Origin of the sequence: Indolivaga capnocytophagoides (assembly GCF_036511535.1) — a bacterium.
Classification (GTDB): domain Bacteria; phylum Bacteroidota; class Bacteroidia; order Bacteroidales; family Dysgonomonadaceae; genus Dysgonomonas_A; species Dysgonomonas_A capnocytophagoides.
Genome location: NZ_AP028867.1, coordinates 3,658,410 through 3,675,229 on the forward strand (window position 1 = coordinate 3,658,410; position 16,820 = coordinate 3,675,229).

The 16,820-nt window shown below is 39.0% G+C and carries 10 protein-coding genes; 2 read left to right on the top strand and 8 right to left on the bottom strand.

Annotated elements, in window-relative coordinates:
* Positions 1-29 precede the first annotated feature (29 nt).
* A complete protein-coding gene (locus AABJ51_RS14695) occupies positions 30-3,281 on the bottom strand; it encodes a SusC/RagA family TonB-linked outer membrane protein (protein ID WP_051290714.1) in 3,252 nt (1,083 codons plus the stop codon).
* A 78-nt stretch (positions 3,282-3,359) separates the two neighbouring features.
* Complete coding sequence (locus tag AABJ51_RS14700) at positions 3,360-4,601, bottom strand: glycoside hydrolase family 27 protein (RefSeq protein ID WP_338373179.1); 1,242 nt, start codon at positions 4,599-4,601, stop codon at positions 3,360-3,362.
* A gap of 672 nt (positions 4,602-5,273) precedes the next feature.
* On the opposite strand from AABJ51_RS14700, the gene AABJ51_RS14705 reads away from it, so the two are divergent.
* Positions 5,274-9,311, top strand: coding sequence for a hybrid sensor histidine kinase/response regulator transcription factor (locus AABJ51_RS14705; protein ID WP_338373180.1), 4,038 nt, complete (start codon positions 5,274-5,276; stop codon positions 9,309-9,311).
* 35 nt (positions 9,312-9,346) lie between these two features.
* On the opposite strand, the gene AABJ51_RS14710 is transcribed toward AABJ51_RS14705, so the two are convergent.
* The gene (locus AABJ51_RS14710; protein WP_338373181.1) at positions 9,347-10,258 is read right to left on the bottom strand and encodes a DMT family transporter; all 912 of its coding nucleotides are present in this window, start codon (positions 10,256-10,258) and stop codon (positions 9,347-9,349) included.
* 36 nt (positions 10,259-10,294) lie between these two features.
* Complete coding sequence (locus AABJ51_RS14715) at positions 10,295-11,668, bottom strand: aminopeptidase P family protein (protein ID WP_338373182.1); 1,374 nt, start codon at positions 11,666-11,668, stop codon at positions 10,295-10,297.
* Between the two features lie 360 nt (positions 11,669-12,028).
* Between AABJ51_RS14715 and AABJ51_RS14720 the strand changes: the two genes are divergently transcribed.
* Complete coding sequence (locus AABJ51_RS14720; RefSeq protein ID WP_288210036.1) at positions 12,029-13,258, top strand: anaerobic sulfatase-maturation protein; 1,230 nt, start codon at positions 12,029-12,031, stop codon at positions 13,256-13,258.
* Positions 13,259-13,271: 13 nt separating this feature from the next.
* Here AABJ51_RS14720 and thiD read toward each other — a convergent pair whose 3' ends face one another.
* From thiD to thiM, 4 genes are all read right to left on the bottom strand, one after another.
* Positions 13,272-14,084 carry a bifunctional hydroxymethylpyrimidine kinase/phosphomethylpyrimidine kinase gene (thiD, locus tag AABJ51_RS14725; RefSeq protein WP_288210037.1) on the bottom strand — a complete coding sequence of 271 codons (813 nt, stop codon included), beginning with the start codon at positions 14,082-14,084 and terminating at the stop codon, positions 13,272-13,274.
* 13 nt (positions 14,085-14,097) lie between these two features.
* A complete protein-coding gene (gene tenA, locus AABJ51_RS14730) occupies positions 14,098-14,748 on the bottom strand; it encodes a thiaminase II (RefSeq protein ID WP_338373183.1) in 651 nt (216 codons plus the stop codon).
* A 235-nt stretch (positions 14,749-14,983) separates the two neighbouring features.
* Positions 14,984-15,616, bottom strand: coding sequence for a thiamine phosphate synthase (gene thiE, locus AABJ51_RS14735; RefSeq protein WP_288210038.1), 633 nt, complete (start codon positions 15,614-15,616; stop codon positions 14,984-14,986).
* A complete protein-coding gene (thiM, locus tag AABJ51_RS14740) occupies positions 15,613-16,407 on the bottom strand; it encodes a hydroxyethylthiazole kinase (protein WP_288210039.1) in 795 nt (264 codons plus the stop codon). Before thiM ends, thiE begins: the two co-directional genes overlap by 4 nt.
* Positions 16,408-16,820: the final 413 nt, after the last annotated feature.

Below are 16,820 nucleotides of genomic sequence, written 5' to 3' on the forward strand. Positions count from 1 at the left end.
TGGGTTGAGTAACAAAAAGGCCTGAGACCTTAGAATTGAATATTTAGACCAAAGCTGTAAGTCTTTAAGGCAGGAACACCTGATTCTCCATCTATGACACCTCCTGCCACATTGGTTGCATTGAAGTTTTCGGGGTCTGTTCCATGATTTTTCAATTTGCCGAAAGTCAGCAAATTATCTCCTTTTACATAGAATCTTAAAGAGCCGATACCCAGTTTTTTGACCAGGTCACGCGGAATCGAATAACCTAATACTATATTACGCAGTCTGGCAAAGTTGTTTTTGAAGATAAACTTGTCACTGTAACGTGCATATGAGCTGGCATCGAAGCATCGGTAAGTGTATATTTTTGCAACATCTGTAACATCACCCGGTTTCTGCCAGCGGTTATCGAGATAATCGTAAGCTGCGAAATTTTCTCTTAAGACTGTGCTTTCTGCATAGTTATAATCGTATACTACGCCGCCAAGACTGTAATAAAGCATAACTGACAGGTCGAAATCTTTGTAACGGAAGTTATTGGTAATACTGCCATAAACATCCGGCAGAGTAGATCCGGCTTTGATACGTTGTTCTGCTACATTGACTTCGCTGTAATTTTCGGTCTTTTCTTTTCCTGTAATTTTACCGGTTTCATCGAATGTATATTTATACCATCTGTTACGTCCGTTTTCGGGATTGACATCAGCCCATACCGGAGCATACAGATCGTAACGTGATGCCCCCTCTTTCCATTTGAATACACCTACACCTACATTAAAAGTTTCTTCTTTAGAAGGCAAACGGGTTATTTCATTCTTGTAGTGAGTTGCATTCAGTCCGATATTCCAATCGAAATCTTTTGTCTTGATAGCATTGTAATTCAGTTCGATCTCCCATCCTGTATTTTTTATGTCTCCGATATTTTCCATAATCGAAGACATTCCCAATGATGGAGCCAGAGGACGGGATAGCAATAAATCTTTCGACTTGCGGCTGAATACTTCGAATGTACCATTCACCTTATTATTAAATATCGAGAAATCAAGGCCTAAATTAGCCTGTACGTTCGTTTCCCATTTGATGTTCTTGTTCGACAATTGGGATTGTACAACTCCGAATTTTCCTCCATAGCTGCTTGTTTCGAATAATCCCAGATAAGGATAATATCCGACATTATCATTTCCTACTTCTCCATAGCTGGCTTTGATTTTTAGATTGTCCAACCACGATTTTGTACTTTTCATAAACGATTCCTCAGTAATACGCCATGATGCCCCTACCGAGTAGAATGTCCCCCAGCGGTTATCGGAAGCGAATCGTGAGGAGCCGTCGGTACGAATGCTGCCTGATATATAATAGCGGTTTTTAAAATCGTAATTAATACGGGAGAAAAAGCTCGCCAGAGCATAATTGTCGGTACCCGACCATGCTGTAGGATCTTCTTCGGCGGTAGATATTTCTGTAAATATCGGAAGGTTTAGACCTTTACGGTATGCCCCGAATCCATTTGTTGTATATTTATAAGCTTCCTGTCCAAGCATTACATTGAGATGGTGGTCGTTACCTAACACTTTGTCATATACCAGAACATTGTTTATGGTATGTGACGTATTACGGTAAGCTGCACGAGTTACAGAACCTTCTGCCGGAATGAGAGTTCCTTCTCGTTCGGGGCTTCTCCAGTTATTATTGTATACATTCTGCAACTGGAAAGAATAGGTCGTTTTTAAAGTCAGTTCGGGAAGAATCGTAAATGTAAGAGCCGAAACGGTCTGAACATTGTCGTTCCAATTTTTGACCCTTTCGTTCAATGCTCCGTAAGGACTCCATTTTGGCCACCAGGCACGTCCGTTGTTCCATCCTTCATCCAGTACTTTTCCTCCGGTATATTCACTTACTGCGTATTGATTGTTCTTATGATCCCACAGGTATGCTGAATATTCCGACGGATACACTCTGAACACACGTGCCGCAAATCCTCCGTTATAGTTAGTGGATGATGCGAACAGGATGCTGTTATCCATAGAGAACCATTTACTGAGCTTTGATGTTAATGCTGCACGTCCGGTAAAACGTTTGAAGTGGTCGGCAATGAAAATACCCTTGTCATCCAGCATAGAGATAGACATGAAATAGCTGTTCTTATCGCCTAGCGATCCGCTGATATCTACTCCATAATCTTGTTTCAATTTATTAGAAAATGCCTGGTCGAAAAGGTCTTCTTCCCAAAGCCGTTTTGCATCGGGCTTGATCTTACCGTCTAATCCGACAGGATTATCCATGTTCCAACCTGATCGATACTGACGTACAGTGCCGTCATTGAGAGTGACGGGTGAAGTGTTCCAAAATACTTTAGTTACATTATCATAGGCATATTGGCGGGCTTGCTGATCGTTCATACTCATGAAGTCGGTTGCGTCATTATATAACCCTTCGAAAGTAAGTTCGTATTGTTTGGCTGCAGAAACTTTCTTTGGAAATTTTACAGCAAAATCGCTTGTAGCCCAGCTTGCCCTTAGGTTTATGGTTGTTTTTCCTGATTTACCTTTTTTTGTTGTGATGAGTATTACTCCATTTCCTGCTCTTGATCCGTATAACGATGTCGAAGCAGCATCTTTAAGTACTGTGATTGATTCAATATCCGAATAAGAAATTGAATTGAGGGGAATGTCAGACGGCACACCATCTATTACATACAGCGGGCTACTATTGGCTGTCATAGAACCCAATCCGCGAATTACTACAGTACCATCATCACCGGGGCGTCCCGAATTATTTATAACCTGTACTCCTGCGGATAAACCTTGTAGTCCTTGGGTAATATTGACGGGTTGTAAAGCCTCCAGTTTTTTATCACTGACGATGGACGCAGAACCTGTAAACGATGATTTCTTTTGCGAGCCGTATGCAGTAACAATAACTTCATCAAGTTCTTCCGAGTTATCCGTTAGTTCTATTGTCAGAGTTTTTCGACCATTTAATGCAATATCCTGGCTGACATATCCCACATAAGTGATAGAGAGTGCTGCGTTTGGGTTGGATACAGCAAGGACGAATTTTCCATCAAGATCAGTAGTTGTTCCGGTGGATGTACCTTTTTCTTTAACTGATACTCCGATAAGAGGTTCACCTTGATTATCGGTGATTGTTCCCGACACCGAACTTTTGGTTTGCTGAATCTCTGTGATATGAGCGGCATAGCTGTTTGCTGGGTATGCCAATGACAATAAAGTCATACATGACAGTGCTGTCACATTCAAAAAGACTTTGTCTTTAAATTTCAATTGTTTTCGATTCATTTTTCATTTGATTTAAGGTCACAGACCTATTTATTTATCAGTGAACGAGTAAACAAGTTGAATACATTTTACACTTGCTTACTTATTTAGCCTGTAGAATAGGCTTTCGTGAGGTTCGAGGGTCTTTTTCAGTCTCGTTTGAGTATCACCTTCATTTTGATGAGTCCAAACATTGCGTACGGTTCTGGGAGAGCGTTTCATATAAAGTGCTCCGTTTTCGAGGTCACTGTCATAGACGGTATCCATGTTCCAGTCATAGTCCAGGTCAATTTCGAAATTATTACGGTTAATAAATAAGAATGCTGCATCGCCGCCTGACAACGGCTTTACGAGAATATCTATGCCATTCAGATGCAGGTATCTGAATGCTGAGCGTCCCAGCTTATCCTGATTGATTGCTATGGCTTCTTTGTTGGTTAATAATTCTTTTGTGAATGAGTCCATTTCTCTCAAGTCGTTCCCTGCCATCAGAGGTGCAGCCATCATACACCAGATAGCAAAGTGCGATTTGTATTCGGTTTGAGTTTGTCCGCCATTTCCGATTTCGAGCATTTCGAGATCGTTCCAATGTCCCGGACCTGAATGCTTATCTATTGTCATAGCTTTATCTAATATCTGGAGTACTCCAACTCCCCCCCAGTTGAACTGGCAGTCGAAACAATCGCGGATGTCGGCAGTTATCCGCCATAGATGTCCGATACCTTTTGCCCATTCCCATGGTTTGTTTTCGCCCCACTCACAAATACTGAATACAATAGGGCGTCCAGATCCTTTCAACGCATCGCTCATTGTTTTGTATGCCGATTTTGCATCCTGATCTTCGTTGTAACACCAGTCATACTTAAGATAATCTACACCCCATTCTGCATATTGACGTGCATCCTGAAACTGATATCCTCTGCTACCTGGTCTCCCCTGACAGGTAAGGCTGCCTGCGCATGAGTATATTCCGAATTTTAAACCTAAACTGTGAATGTAATCTGCTACCGGTTTCATTCCATTCGGAAAATGTTCGGGATCTACTATTATATTTCCGTTTTTGTCTCGTCCGGTTTGCCAGCAGTCATCAATAACTACATATTCATAACCTGCGCTTTTCATACCAGATGATACCATGGCATCTGCCATTTCTTTTATTAGTTTTTCGCTTACCCGGCATCCGAATTTATTCCAGCTGTTCCATCCCATGGGTGGAGTTTGTGCTAATTGGTCGAAAGTATTTTCGCCAGATTTGTCTTTGGTTCCGAATTCTTGTTGACAATACCCCGACAGGGTAATCAAAAATAAACTTGTTGTTAATAATATTTCTTTTAATTTCATAGGATACAGGTTATAAAGTTTTTTAAGGGAGTAGGAGTATAATTCTTATTTCACAAAATTCGTTAAATAGAAGGCTTTCCTTATACTAAAAAACTCCAAAATGATACAACTTTTCTCTAATATTCAGTCGGTTATAATTTATGTTATAATATTGTATTGTGGTGGTTAATAAATAATTAAGTTTTAAATCATAGGATTGTATTATTCTTTTGGAGTATTTTGCGATAGATTACAGAATCATAAAAAATTGCGATATTTAGGATTATAGATCCTTTTGTAGAAAAGAAAACAACCATTTATTCTTTTTATCTATGCAGAAAAGACGGGCAGCCTTTCTTGTTTATAAGGTATTCTTCCAACAATTGGAAAAATTCGGTAATGAAAAAATCAGCCAATAAAGGAAAAGGTTTACAAAAGTGAGTAACCTTTGTCACCTTTTTTAAATAGCTCCAAACCCTTGAAATGGCTTGCTCAGGTGGTAGTAAAATTCTCCTTAAGGAGCAGAGGAGTGAAAAGTAACAATAGAAAGATGTGCAATTTTGAGGTTACTTTTGTTACTTTTTTGAGAATAAGTAACAGAAAGTATTTAATGATGTATTTGTAAGTGGTAATATGTTGTACATATAAAGTGAATAAATAGGTCTGAGACATTAAATTAGAAATCCGGATATTATGAAAAAATATATATGGCTATCTTTTGTAACTTATTTTCTGAATATAGTTTTCGGACTGTCAATTTATGCTATTGACCTCAATTTTAAGACCTATCTTGTCGAAAACGGATTGTCTTCAAATACTGTGTATTCAGCTTTGCAAGACACAAAAGGTTTTATGTGGTTTGGAACAGAAGACGGGCTCAACCGTTTCAACGGATATGAGTTCAAAACATACCGTAATGTACCGAGGGATACTACATCTCTGATTAATAATTACGTTTACTGCTTATTCGAAGATAATAGCCGCATTTTATGGGTAGGCACGGAGAGAGGTGTCTGTACCTACAATCCGCAAACCAATAAATTTAAGGCTTTCAAACTGAAGGCACAGGACGGGACATGTATCAACGACCGCATCCAGAATATTGTGGCAGATGAAAAAGGAAATATCTGGATAGCGTCGTACCGCCAAGGGGTATTTTTGTATAACCGGAAATCGAATAGCTTGAAACGATATTCATTTTCGAAATATACTGATCCTTTACAATCGTCTGATCTCATAACCTATTTGTATAAGGATAAGGATAATACTATATGGACATCGGTCAACTCTACGGCATATCAGATTTATCGTCTCGATAAAAACTCAGATCGTTTTATTCCAGCTTTTCCTCATATTGCTCCATCCGAATTGAAAAAATTATCATCATATAGTATAATAGAAGATACATTCGGAACTTTATGGTTTGGTACATGGAATAACGGGTTGTACGAAGTGGATAAGATAAGCGGGATAGTAAACAGTTATCTGAATACGGAAAATGCAGATAAAATTGTACATATACATACTATAACCGAATATGAGCCGGGAAATCTGTTAATCGGTTCTGATGACGGGTTGACTTCTTTTGCTGTTTCGCCCATTATCGGAAATAGAAGAGTGTTTCATTTACAGGAGCCTGATATCTCGAGCCGGTTTATTTATCCGATCTATCAGGATCGGGAAGGCGGGTTGTGGATAGGTACTTATTACGGAGGTATAAATTATGCGGCTCCCAGCCGTAACTATTTTGCAAGTTATACTCATGATCCGAATAAGAATTCGGTATCGGGAAACGTTATCAGTTCTTTTTGTGAGGACGAATCCGGTAATCTTTGGATAGGAACCGACGACGGAGGGTTGAATTACATGGATAAACGTTCGGGACTTTTTACCTCCTATAAACCGCAGAAAGGAAAAAACAGCATTTCTTTCCATAATATACACGGGCTGTGTTTGGATGAAAATAATCTCTGGATTGGTACATATACCGGAGGATTGAATGTGATGGATGTGACAACAAAACAATTCAGATGTTATAAGAATAACCCCAATGATTCGACCAGTATTGATGTCAATAATATCTTTTCTCTTTACAAGGATTCCCATAATAATATATGGGTAGGGACTACTCAGGGGATAAATCGCTATAATAGATCTTCTGATAATTTTAACCGCATAAGAAAGCTGTCGGCTGTAACTATCGATATACTTGAATACAACAAAACCTTGTGGTTTGCTACTATCGGAAATGGTTTGCATGTTTATGATCCGGCCACCCGCAGGTGGACAAACTATTTGTTTGAATCAAAAAACAAAAATTCCCTGATTAGTAATGAGGTATTATGTTTATGTACCGATGATAATAATCAACTATGGATTGGAACGAACAGCGGACTTTGTAAGTTTAATCCAAAAGAAAATAACTTCACTAATATTGTACTCAGTACCCAAAGCAATACGATTTATAAGATTATCAGTGATAAAGAATTTTTGTGGATTACTACAGGCCGAGGGCTGATTCGTTTCGATACCAAGCGTAATCAGTTGCGTACATTCACAAAAAGCGATGGTTTGTTAAGCGATCTCTTTATTCAGAATTCAGGTATTAAAACATCCTCGGGACGTATTTATATCGGTACAGCTAACGGGTTCAATGCTTTTTATCCGAAACAAATAATAACCAACAGGTATATTCCTCCGGTGGTATTGACCGACTTTCAGATTTTTAATAAATCGGTGGACAATCCCGAAGAATACATGTCTGTCTCCAAAGACAGTATTATGCAGTTGACTTTGCCTTACAGTAAAAATGTATTCAGTCTCGAATATACCGCACTCAGTTACTTTGCACCCGAAAAAAACGAATATGCCTTTATGCTTGAAGGTTTTGATAAGGAATGGAACTATGTAGGTAATCAGAGACGGACAACGTATACTAATTTATCGCCCGGAGAATATACATTCCGTGTCAAGGCTTCGAATAATGACGGTATATGGAATGATGCAGGGCTTACACTTAAGATCGTAATTACGCCTCCTTTCTGGAGAACTAATATTGCCATAGTCCTGTATATAGTCATATATATAGTGGCTATGATTATTATCTCGAAATATATAAGGAAAGTGAGTGCTAGAAAGGACAAAGCCAAGATGGAAAAAATGCGGGCAGCCCATGAAAAAGAAATACATGATGCTAAGATCAATTTTTTCACAACTATAGCTCATGAGATACGTACTCCTGTCAGCCTGATTATAGGTCCTCTCGAAAAGATAATAGAGATATCTGATCAATTTCCAGAGAAGATTAAAAGCGATTTAAACATTATTGACAGGAATAGTCAGAGATTACTTTTTCTTGTAAATCAGCTGCTGGATTTTAGGAAGATGGAGCAGGAATCTGTTCAGATGTCTTATTCGGAATGTAATGTAGATGAGGTACTATCGAACATTTGTGAACGTTTCCGTCCATCCCTTGAGCAACGCAATATCCGACTGGAGTATCATAGTGATGATAAAAACTTCAAAGCCGTGACGGATGTGGAGAATCTGACAAAAGCAATCAGCAACTTATTGAATAATGCTGCAAAATTTACGAGGGATTACATCGAGCTATCTCTGAATACAAATACTGATAACAATACTTTTTGTATACAGGTTACGGATAATGGGCGTGGTATTCCCGACGAATACCGGCAAAAAATATTTGATCTGTTTTTTCAGGTTCCGGGAAATACTAAATCGGGAACTGGTATCGGTTTGAATTTGGTGAAAAGGATTGTTGATGCTCTTGATGGAACAATAGAAGTGCACAGCATTGAAGATGAAAAGACCATGTTTACGATTGTACTTCCATCAGGGCAATGCAAGGAGGATATAATACAGCGTTTACAGTCGGAAGCAACAGAGCATATCCCAGTGGAACTGAGTGGTAATGATACATGGCGAAATGAATGTCCGGAAAAGTCGGGTAGGGCAGGGCGTCTTACAATTTTGGTTGTCGAAGATAATATGGATATTCAGGAGTTTCTGTGGAAAAATCTATCGGATACCTACCGAATATTGCTTGCCGACAATGGAGAAGAAGGAATTAAGGTATTACAAGAAAATGAAGTGAATCTGATAGTGAGCGATATAATGATGCCTAAAATGGACGGAATAGAATTTTGCAGTTATGTCAGAAATAATATTTTGTGGAGCCATATTCCGATCATATTGCTTACTGCAAAAAATAATACCTCTACAAAAGTAGAAGCCATGGAAAGCGGAGCAGATGCTTATGTCGAAAAGCCTTTTTCCATTCGCTTTTTAGCAGCGCAAATCCGTAATCTGTTATCCATCCGTGAGGCATTGCAGAAGAAGTATGCCGAAACTCCGTTTGTTCCCCTAAGCAGCATAGCTGGCAACAAGACTGATAAAGAGTTTCTGTTGAAGGTAAATGATATTATTGAGCACAATATTTCGAATGAGAACTTCTCTATGGATGATCTTGCTGAAGAACTATGTATAAGCAGCTCCGGACTTTTTGCCAAGATTAAAAACATTTCGGGATGTACTCCTAATAAGTTATTATTGCTTGTCCGTCTTAAAAAAGCCGCCGAATTACTGCAGCAAGACAATTTCCGAATAAATGAAGTCTGTTATATGGTTGGGTTTAATAATCCTTCTTATTTTGCCAAATGTTTTCAGAAGCAGTTTGGGGTTTTACCAAAAGATTTTAAGAATAATTCGTGATCTTATATGTGATAAAATATTTATGATTACGTATTTTAAGTGTTGATTGGGCCTCGTTTCCGTTGGAAATATTTTATAATATATTCATTAAAGACAATCCCGAATACAATCAGGAAGAGTCCGATATAAGTCGTTATGTATATGTGTTCGCCTAATACCAGGTGAATAAAGAATAATGAAAGGAAAGGCGATAAATAACACATTTGATTGATCAGAGCAGAGTTATCTGTTTTACGTATTGCCAGACCAAAGAATATGAAGGGAATGCCCATTTCGAATGCTCCGACATACATACTGGATAATACCCCGGGAATTGAATGTAGGTTGACGCCGACAAAAAATGAGGCTATCAGCAGATACATCGACCCGAATAAGAAACTAAGGAATAGTGTAACTGTACCGTCAATATGTTTGTTCATATTATTTACGATCCAGTACGATGCCCAAAGAAAAGCACTCAGTAAAGCAAGCAACAACCCTCCGACCGGAAGTCCCTCTCCTTGTAGTCCTGTGCCTCCAAGCGAGATAAACACAACTCCGGTTAAAGAGAGAGCCATTCCTATATACTTGAGCGCAGGTATCTGCTGATGGGCAAAAATGGCTAGCAATACCAATAAGACGATAGGCCAGCAATAATTTATAGGCTGTGCTACTTGCGCCGGCAGCAGATTATAAGCCTTGAATAGGACAAGATAATACGCCACGGGATTAAGTAAGCCGATCAAAGCGAATTTACCCCATTGGCGAGAAGGAAGAGATGATAATAATGCCCATTTCCGTTGAATGGTCATTGTTACAGAGAAAATACATAAAGCTGTGAAACTGGCAATCAAAAGCATCTCGAAATGAGTAAAATTCCGTAATGCTACTTTAAACATCGTTGCAACGGTAGACCAGCTCAATACAGCTATCGCTGCATATAGAATTGCCTTATTAGTGTCTTTCATAAATTCTGATAAACAATATATAAAGGGGGTGGGCTCTTATCTTAGAGCCTCAACCTCGTCTGTCGTTAAAGGTATTTTTTTACCTAACAGGTGTGAGCCTGTATCGGTGATCAGATAATCTTCTTCGTTGCGGATACCGCCGAAGTCCTTATATGTTTCGAGTTTATCGTAGTTGATAAAATCAGTGAATTTTTTCTCACTGCGCCAGAGATCAATCAGTTCTGGAATAAAGTATACTCCGGGTTCTATGGTTAGAACAAATCCTGGTTCGAGTTTACGTCCCAGACGTAATGACTTCCGACCGAATTGAGTGCTTTTAGGCTCTCCGTTGTAACCGACCCATACTTCACCCAGATTCTCCATATCATGAACATCAAGTCCCATCATATGACCGAGACCACAAGGAAAAAACATAGCATGAGCTCCTGCATAAACAGCTTCGGCAGGATCACCTTTCATGATTCCTAACGATTTGAGACCTTCGCAGATAACCTGAGCCGATAGTTCATATACCTCTTTAAATGGTATTCCCGGACGTAGAGCCTGTACTGCAGCCTGATGCGATGCTACTTGTATGTCGTAGATCTCTTTTTGGCGGGAAGAAAATTTCTTACCGGCGGGAATTGTCGAAGACATATCTCCTGCATATCCCATGGATGTTTCAGCTCCGGCATCTATCAGCAGCATGTCTCCTTCTTTTATTGTATTCGAATGACTGTGATTGTGCAAAGTCTGTCCGTTGATTGTTGCTATGGTTGGAAATGACAGCCGTCCTCCTGCTGCTGTAGCTACAGACTCAAGTGCCGCCACTACTTCATATTCCTTCATGCCTATTTGCGCACAACGCATAGCTGTTATATGCATGTCAGCCGTGATATTACAGGCTTTTTCTATCTCAACGATTTCCTCTGCCGATTTGTATATCCGTTGATTTACCACAGCTCTGATAAAGGGTACAGAGCCTTGTTGCTGAGGTACTTTTAAGTCGAGCCATTCCGAAAGCTTTAGCTTATGTTCGGCACGATAGGGAGGAAGATAATGAACGGTTTGTCCTTTGTCCAGAGCTTTTTTCAGATACACCCTGATATCTGCAGAAGGCATGGTATGTCTTACTCCTATTTTTTCGCTTTTTTCTTTAAGAGTCGGCTGAGTACCCATCCATACTATATGGTCGATAGATAATTCGTCCCCGAAAATAATTTCCTTATCTTCGTCTATATCTATTATTGCAGATAATCCTGCATATGGCAATCCGAAGTAATATAAGAATGTAGAATCCTGACGAAAGTCATAAGTATTATCTTCATAGTTCATTCCCGATTCTTCATTTCCGAGAAAAAGCAATATTCCGGAGCCAACCGCCTTTTTTAGAGAGGCTATTCGGTTGATATAGGTTTGTTTACTAAACATTTTTAGTCGTTTTTTTATGACACAAAAAGAGATTTGAAATCAAAATCTTAAGTATACAAATTTACACTTATTTGTTGTTGTTTCGGAGATTTGTTCCATTTTAATTTTTATGAATCTATTACTTTCTGTATAGATAAATATTCACACAGTTTATGCTGGATAAATGCGTCTGTTTTCGTTAAATAAAGTAATAACTCGTATTTAATATGTATTTAAAGTTTATAACAGACTATGGCTTCTATACTTACCAAAATAACAAAAAGGGATGAGACCTTGAAGTAAATTTTTAAGTTAACTTTGAGCATATTAAGCTTGCAAAGTTAATAAGTGGGTCTGAGACCTTAAACTAATATTTAAAACATGAGAGTTGCTTCACCATTTTCTCATCCTCTTTACATAATGCTTAAGCCGATTGGAGCTGCATGCAATTTGGCTTGTGACTATTGTTATTACTTGGAAAAATCTAAGCTATATAAAGACAATTCAAAGCAAATAATGAGCGAAAGCCTGTTGGACAAGTTTATCGAAGAGTATATCAATTCTCAAACCATGTCTCAGATACTTTTCACGTGGCATGGAGGAGAAACATTGATGCGCCCTATTTCTTTCTACAAAAAAGCGATGGAGCTGCAGAAGAAATACTCGAAAGGCCGTATAATTGATAACTGTATACAAACCAACGGAACTTTGCTGACCGATGAGTGGTGTCGGTTCTTTAAAGAAAACAACTGGCTGGTAGGTGTTTCTATTGATGGCCCGGAAGTATTTCATGACCAATATCGCCGCAATAAGCAAGGACTCCCGTCTTTTGCCAATGTAATGAGAGGTATTGAGTTACTCAATAAGCATAAGGTGGATTGGAATGCTCTGGCCGTAATCAATAATCTCAATGCTGACCATCCGTTGGACTTCTATCGATTCTTCAAAGAGATAGGCTGCCATTACATGCAGTTTACACCGATTGTTGAACGTATCTGCAATCATGATGATGGACGTCATCTGGCATCACTGACCGATAGTACGATGGAGGTTGCCGACTTTTCCGTAACACCCAAACAATGGGGTAACTTTCTATGTTCACTCTTTGATGAGTGGGTGAAGACAGATGTCGGCACATATTATATCCAGCTGTTTGATGCTACTCTTGCCAACTGGATGGGCGTACAGCCCGGAGTTTGTACTTTAGATAAGACCTGTGGACATGCAGGCGTTATGGAATTTAACGGAGATGTCTATTCGTGTGACCATTTTGTGTTTCCTGAATATAAGCTGGGAAACATTCATTCCAACACATTAATTGAAATGCTTTACAGTGAGAAACAACAAAAGTTTGGACACAATAAATTCCATACTCTTCCACTGCAGTGCAGGCAATGCCAATATCTGTTTGCATGCTACGGCGAATGCCCCAAGAATAGATTCTGTAAAACCAATACCGGAGAACATGGTTTGAACTATCTGTGTGAGGGATATTATCAATTTTTCTCTCATGTAGCACCATATATGGATTATATGAAAGATGAATTGAGTAATAACCGTGCTCCGGCAAATATAATGGATGTTCTAAGATCTGATTTATTTGCCCAATAAATTGTCAGAGACTTTAAGTCCAAAAATCGAAAAAATGATGAACCGGACCGTGACCTTTACCTATCTCGTATTCCGATCCGGCTAGGATGGCTTTATTCATATATTCTTTAGCTTTTCTTACGGCATCATTCAGGGGTATGCCATGAGCCAAAAAAGCTGCTATGGCAGACGAAAAAGTACACCCTGTACCGTGTGTATTTCGGGTGGAGATCCGTTTCGAACGAAGTTTTATGATCTCGTCAGTTTCGGCATTGTAAAAAACATCAATCAATTCGTCCTCGGTCAGATGTCCAGCTTTGAGAAGTACCGATACCGATCGTCCGAAAGAAAGATCCTTAACGACTAAAAGCAAATCTTCCTGACTTTGAATTTTCTTGCCCAGTAATATTTCGGCTTCGGGTATATTGGGTGTTATAATTCTGGCATAAGGTATCAATTCGGTTTTCAGTGTACTAATAGCTTCGTCCTGTAAGAGTTTATCGCCCGATGTGGCAACCATCACCGGATCTAATACAATATTTTTGATATCGTATTTAAGTAATGTTTCTTTTACTGAACGGATAAGTTCAGACGAATGCAACATGCCTATCTTTATGGCATCAGCACCTATATCGTCCAATACCGATTTAATCTGTCCGGCTACAAATGGAACAGGAATAGGATGCACACCTGTTACACCAACAGTATTTTCGTCCACAACCGCCACTATGACCGTTGCTCCGTAACATCCACATGCCGAGAATGTTTTCAGGTCGGCTTGAATACCGGCTCCTCCACTCGGATCACTGCCTGCGATAGATAATGCTCTTTTATATTGTTTCTTCATTTTACTACGGTGTTTATATTTTCCATTGTTCTTCCCTGTATGCACTTTCCCAAAACATCCACTCAAATTTAGAACATATGACAAACGCTCGGGTCATTGCTTCTTGCCCGGCTTTGGTACATTGTCCTGCAATTTCATCACAGATAGATATAGCCTCGGATACCGATCTTTCAAAATCGTCACCGCCATATGTATCTATCCAGCTTTGATATGGATTGTCCCCTTTTATCTGGTTTTCGAGAATATAATCCCCTACCTTCTTATAAATCCAGAAACAAGGTAAAACGGCAGCCAGTGCAACTTCAAGAGGTGCATGTGCTAATTGCTTATGCAGATATGAGGTATATAACAGGCAGCTGGGAGACGCTTCGGTTTTCACGGTTTTTAATTCATGGATAAAAGATTCATGCAGAGCCTGTTCCACACTGATGCTGTCTCCTGCAAATTTGATAAATGCCGAAATATGTTTAGCATTATTCAGTTTCGATGCTATTCCTGTTAATACTTTTCCATACTCAGACAGATATACAGCATCCTGTCTTATGTAGAATATAAATTTATCGCGAGATAATGTTCCGGTCATTAATTCCTGTATAAACGGAAGTTCTAAAATCCGATTATAAACCGGTGTTGCCGAAATCCATGCTTGTTCGCTCCACTTCATATGATTGTATTTATTTAAGTCGTTTTTGTAATATCTTATTTATTAATGTTGTATATGCAAAAGGTAACAAAGGTTATAAAATCAATGAACAGTCAACAGTTATCAATTATTCCTCATTGATTTTCAATTTAGAAAAGGTTACAAAAGTTACATCCTTTATGTTCTTTTTTGCAGGTTTCCCTTTCTTTTATCATCACATTATCATATTTGTACATTATTTCTTTATAGATAAAAATTATCCTCTGCACTCGATCAGTTCCGATAATTCATATGCTGCTGATCGTGGATCATCGGCAGACATAATAGCCGATACCACAGAAATTCCATCAACACCGCATTTTATAATATCATGGGCATTTGCTCGATTAATACCTCCGATACCTACACTCGGATGTTTCGATATTTGTGTTATCTCACGGACACCCTCTAAACCTATAGCCTGAGCCGTGTCTGTTTTTGTAGGAGTGCTAAAGACCGGCGATATTCCGATATAGTCCACATCCAGCTTATTGGCATCTATTGCATCCTGTATATTTTCTACGGATAAACCGATAATCTTATCTTTTCCCAGCAGTTTTCTTGCAATATCATAGGGGATATCTCCCTGTCCGATATGTAAGCCTTCGGCATCGCATGCAAGTGCAATATCCAGCCTGTCGTTTATAATAAGCGGAATATTAAAAGGTTTCAGGCAGTTTTTCAATCTGATAGCCAATTCGTAAAATTCTTTGGATGAACAGGTTTTTTCACGGAGTTGTACCATTGTAACTCCGCCTTTTACGGCTTCTTCTACTATATATTCGAGAGGTCTGTTTAATGATAGTGATCGGTCGGTTACAAGATACAGGCTCAAGTCTAAGTCTTTCATGGTTTTATATTCTTTCTTATGGCTTCTTCATCAAGATTAAATAATGTATCCAGAAAGTTTATTTGTAAACTTCCGTTGCCTCTTGATATTGAGGCTGCAATCTCACCTGTTATACCCATTACGGCCATGCCATGCGCAGCCGCTTCGAGCAGGTTCTTATTTACTGCCGAAAATGCTCCGACAATAGCGGTAGCTGTACATCCCATCCCTGTAACTTTAGCCATCATCGGGTTGCCATTCTTTACTGTTTCTACAGTTGCTCCGTTGGTAATGTAATCCGTTTCGCCACTTATCACTACTACCGCATTTGTTTGCAGAGCTAATGCCTTAGCCGAATTGAGAGCCGAATCGGAGGTATTTGTGCTGTCAACGCCTTTGGTCTGTGCCTGTGTATCGAGTAATGCGATAATCTCGGAAGCATTGCCCCGTATAATAGATGGTTTGCATTCTTCGATCAACTGCTTGCATACCTTCGACCGATAGGTTGTAGCTCCGGCTCCGACCGGATCAAAAACAACGGGCGTAGATTTTTCTAAGGCTGTTTTTCCTGCTATTAGCATAGCTTCTACCCATGCAGCCTCCAGTGTTCCGATATTTATTACCAAAGAAGAGGCTATGCCTGCCATTTCTTCGACTTCGTCAACAGAGTGAGCCATTACGGGAGATGCCCCTATTGCAAGTAAAGCATTGGCTGTATTATTCATCACCACATAATTGGTTATATTATGTATGAGCGGCGATTGTTTTCTGATGAGATTAAGATCTCGGATAAGGTGTTCGATATTTATCATTCCGGTTTGTTTTTATAATAAAAAAAGCCGTTTCGTATATACGAAACGGCTTAATAATAATCCTATATGTTACACTGATATAGTCTTCCTTGATTCCGTTTCCCTACGATGTCCATTACAACATATCAGGTTCAAGGGTCTAATCTCAGCTCTTATGACCCGCAGAAGAATCTGCTATCTATAAGAACACCCCTAACAGAGATACAGCAAACTTACGTATAAATAATGAATAATGCTCCCGTATTGTGATGAAATTTTTCTGAGCTCTTTTGTTTGGTTTTAGTGTTTATGTCAATAACCAAGTTGTCCGATAAAAAGATTGAAATTTTTTTCACTTCTCCATGCAAGATTTCCTGATTTTGGGATTTACTATATGAGTACTCACAAAATTCATGTTTAATAATTGAAAAACA

Bases quoted from the DNA above. Each gene is read 5' to 3' on its own strand.
- tenA (WP_338373183.1), bottom strand. From the start codon at position 14,748: ATGAAGTGGAGCGAACAAGCATGGATTTCGGCAACACCGGTTTATAAT.
- thiD (WP_288210037.1), bottom strand. From the start codon at position 14,084: ATGAAGAAACAATATAAAAGAGCATTATCTATCGCAGGCAGTGATCCG.
- AABJ51_RS14720 (WP_288210036.1), top strand. From the start codon at position 12,029: ATGAGAGTTGCTTCACCATTTTCTCATCCTCTTTACATAATGCTTAAG.
- thiE (WP_288210038.1), bottom strand. From the start codon at position 15,616: ATGAAAGACTTAGACTTGAGCCTGTATCTTGTAACCGACCGATCACTA.
- AABJ51_RS14695 (WP_051290714.1), bottom strand. From the start codon at position 3,281: ATGAATCGAAAACAATTGAAATTTAAAGACAAAGTCTTTTTGAATGTG.
- AABJ51_RS14715 (WP_338373182.1), bottom strand. From the start codon at position 11,668: ATGTTTAGTAAACAAACCTATATCAACCGAATAGCCTCTCTAAAAAAG.
- AABJ51_RS14710 (WP_338373181.1), bottom strand. From the start codon at position 10,258: ATGAAAGACACTAATAAGGCAATTCTATATGCAGCGATAGCTGTATTG.
- AABJ51_RS14705 (WP_338373180.1), top strand. From the start codon at position 5,274: ATGAAAAAATATATATGGCTATCTTTTGTAACTTATTTTCTGAATATA.
- thiM (WP_288210039.1), bottom strand. From the start codon at position 16,407: ATGATAAATATCGAACACCTTATCCGAGATCTTAATCTCATCAGAAAA.
- AABJ51_RS14700 (WP_338373179.1), bottom strand. From the start codon at position 4,601: ATGAAATTAAAAGAAATATTATTAACAACAAGTTTATTTTTGATTACC.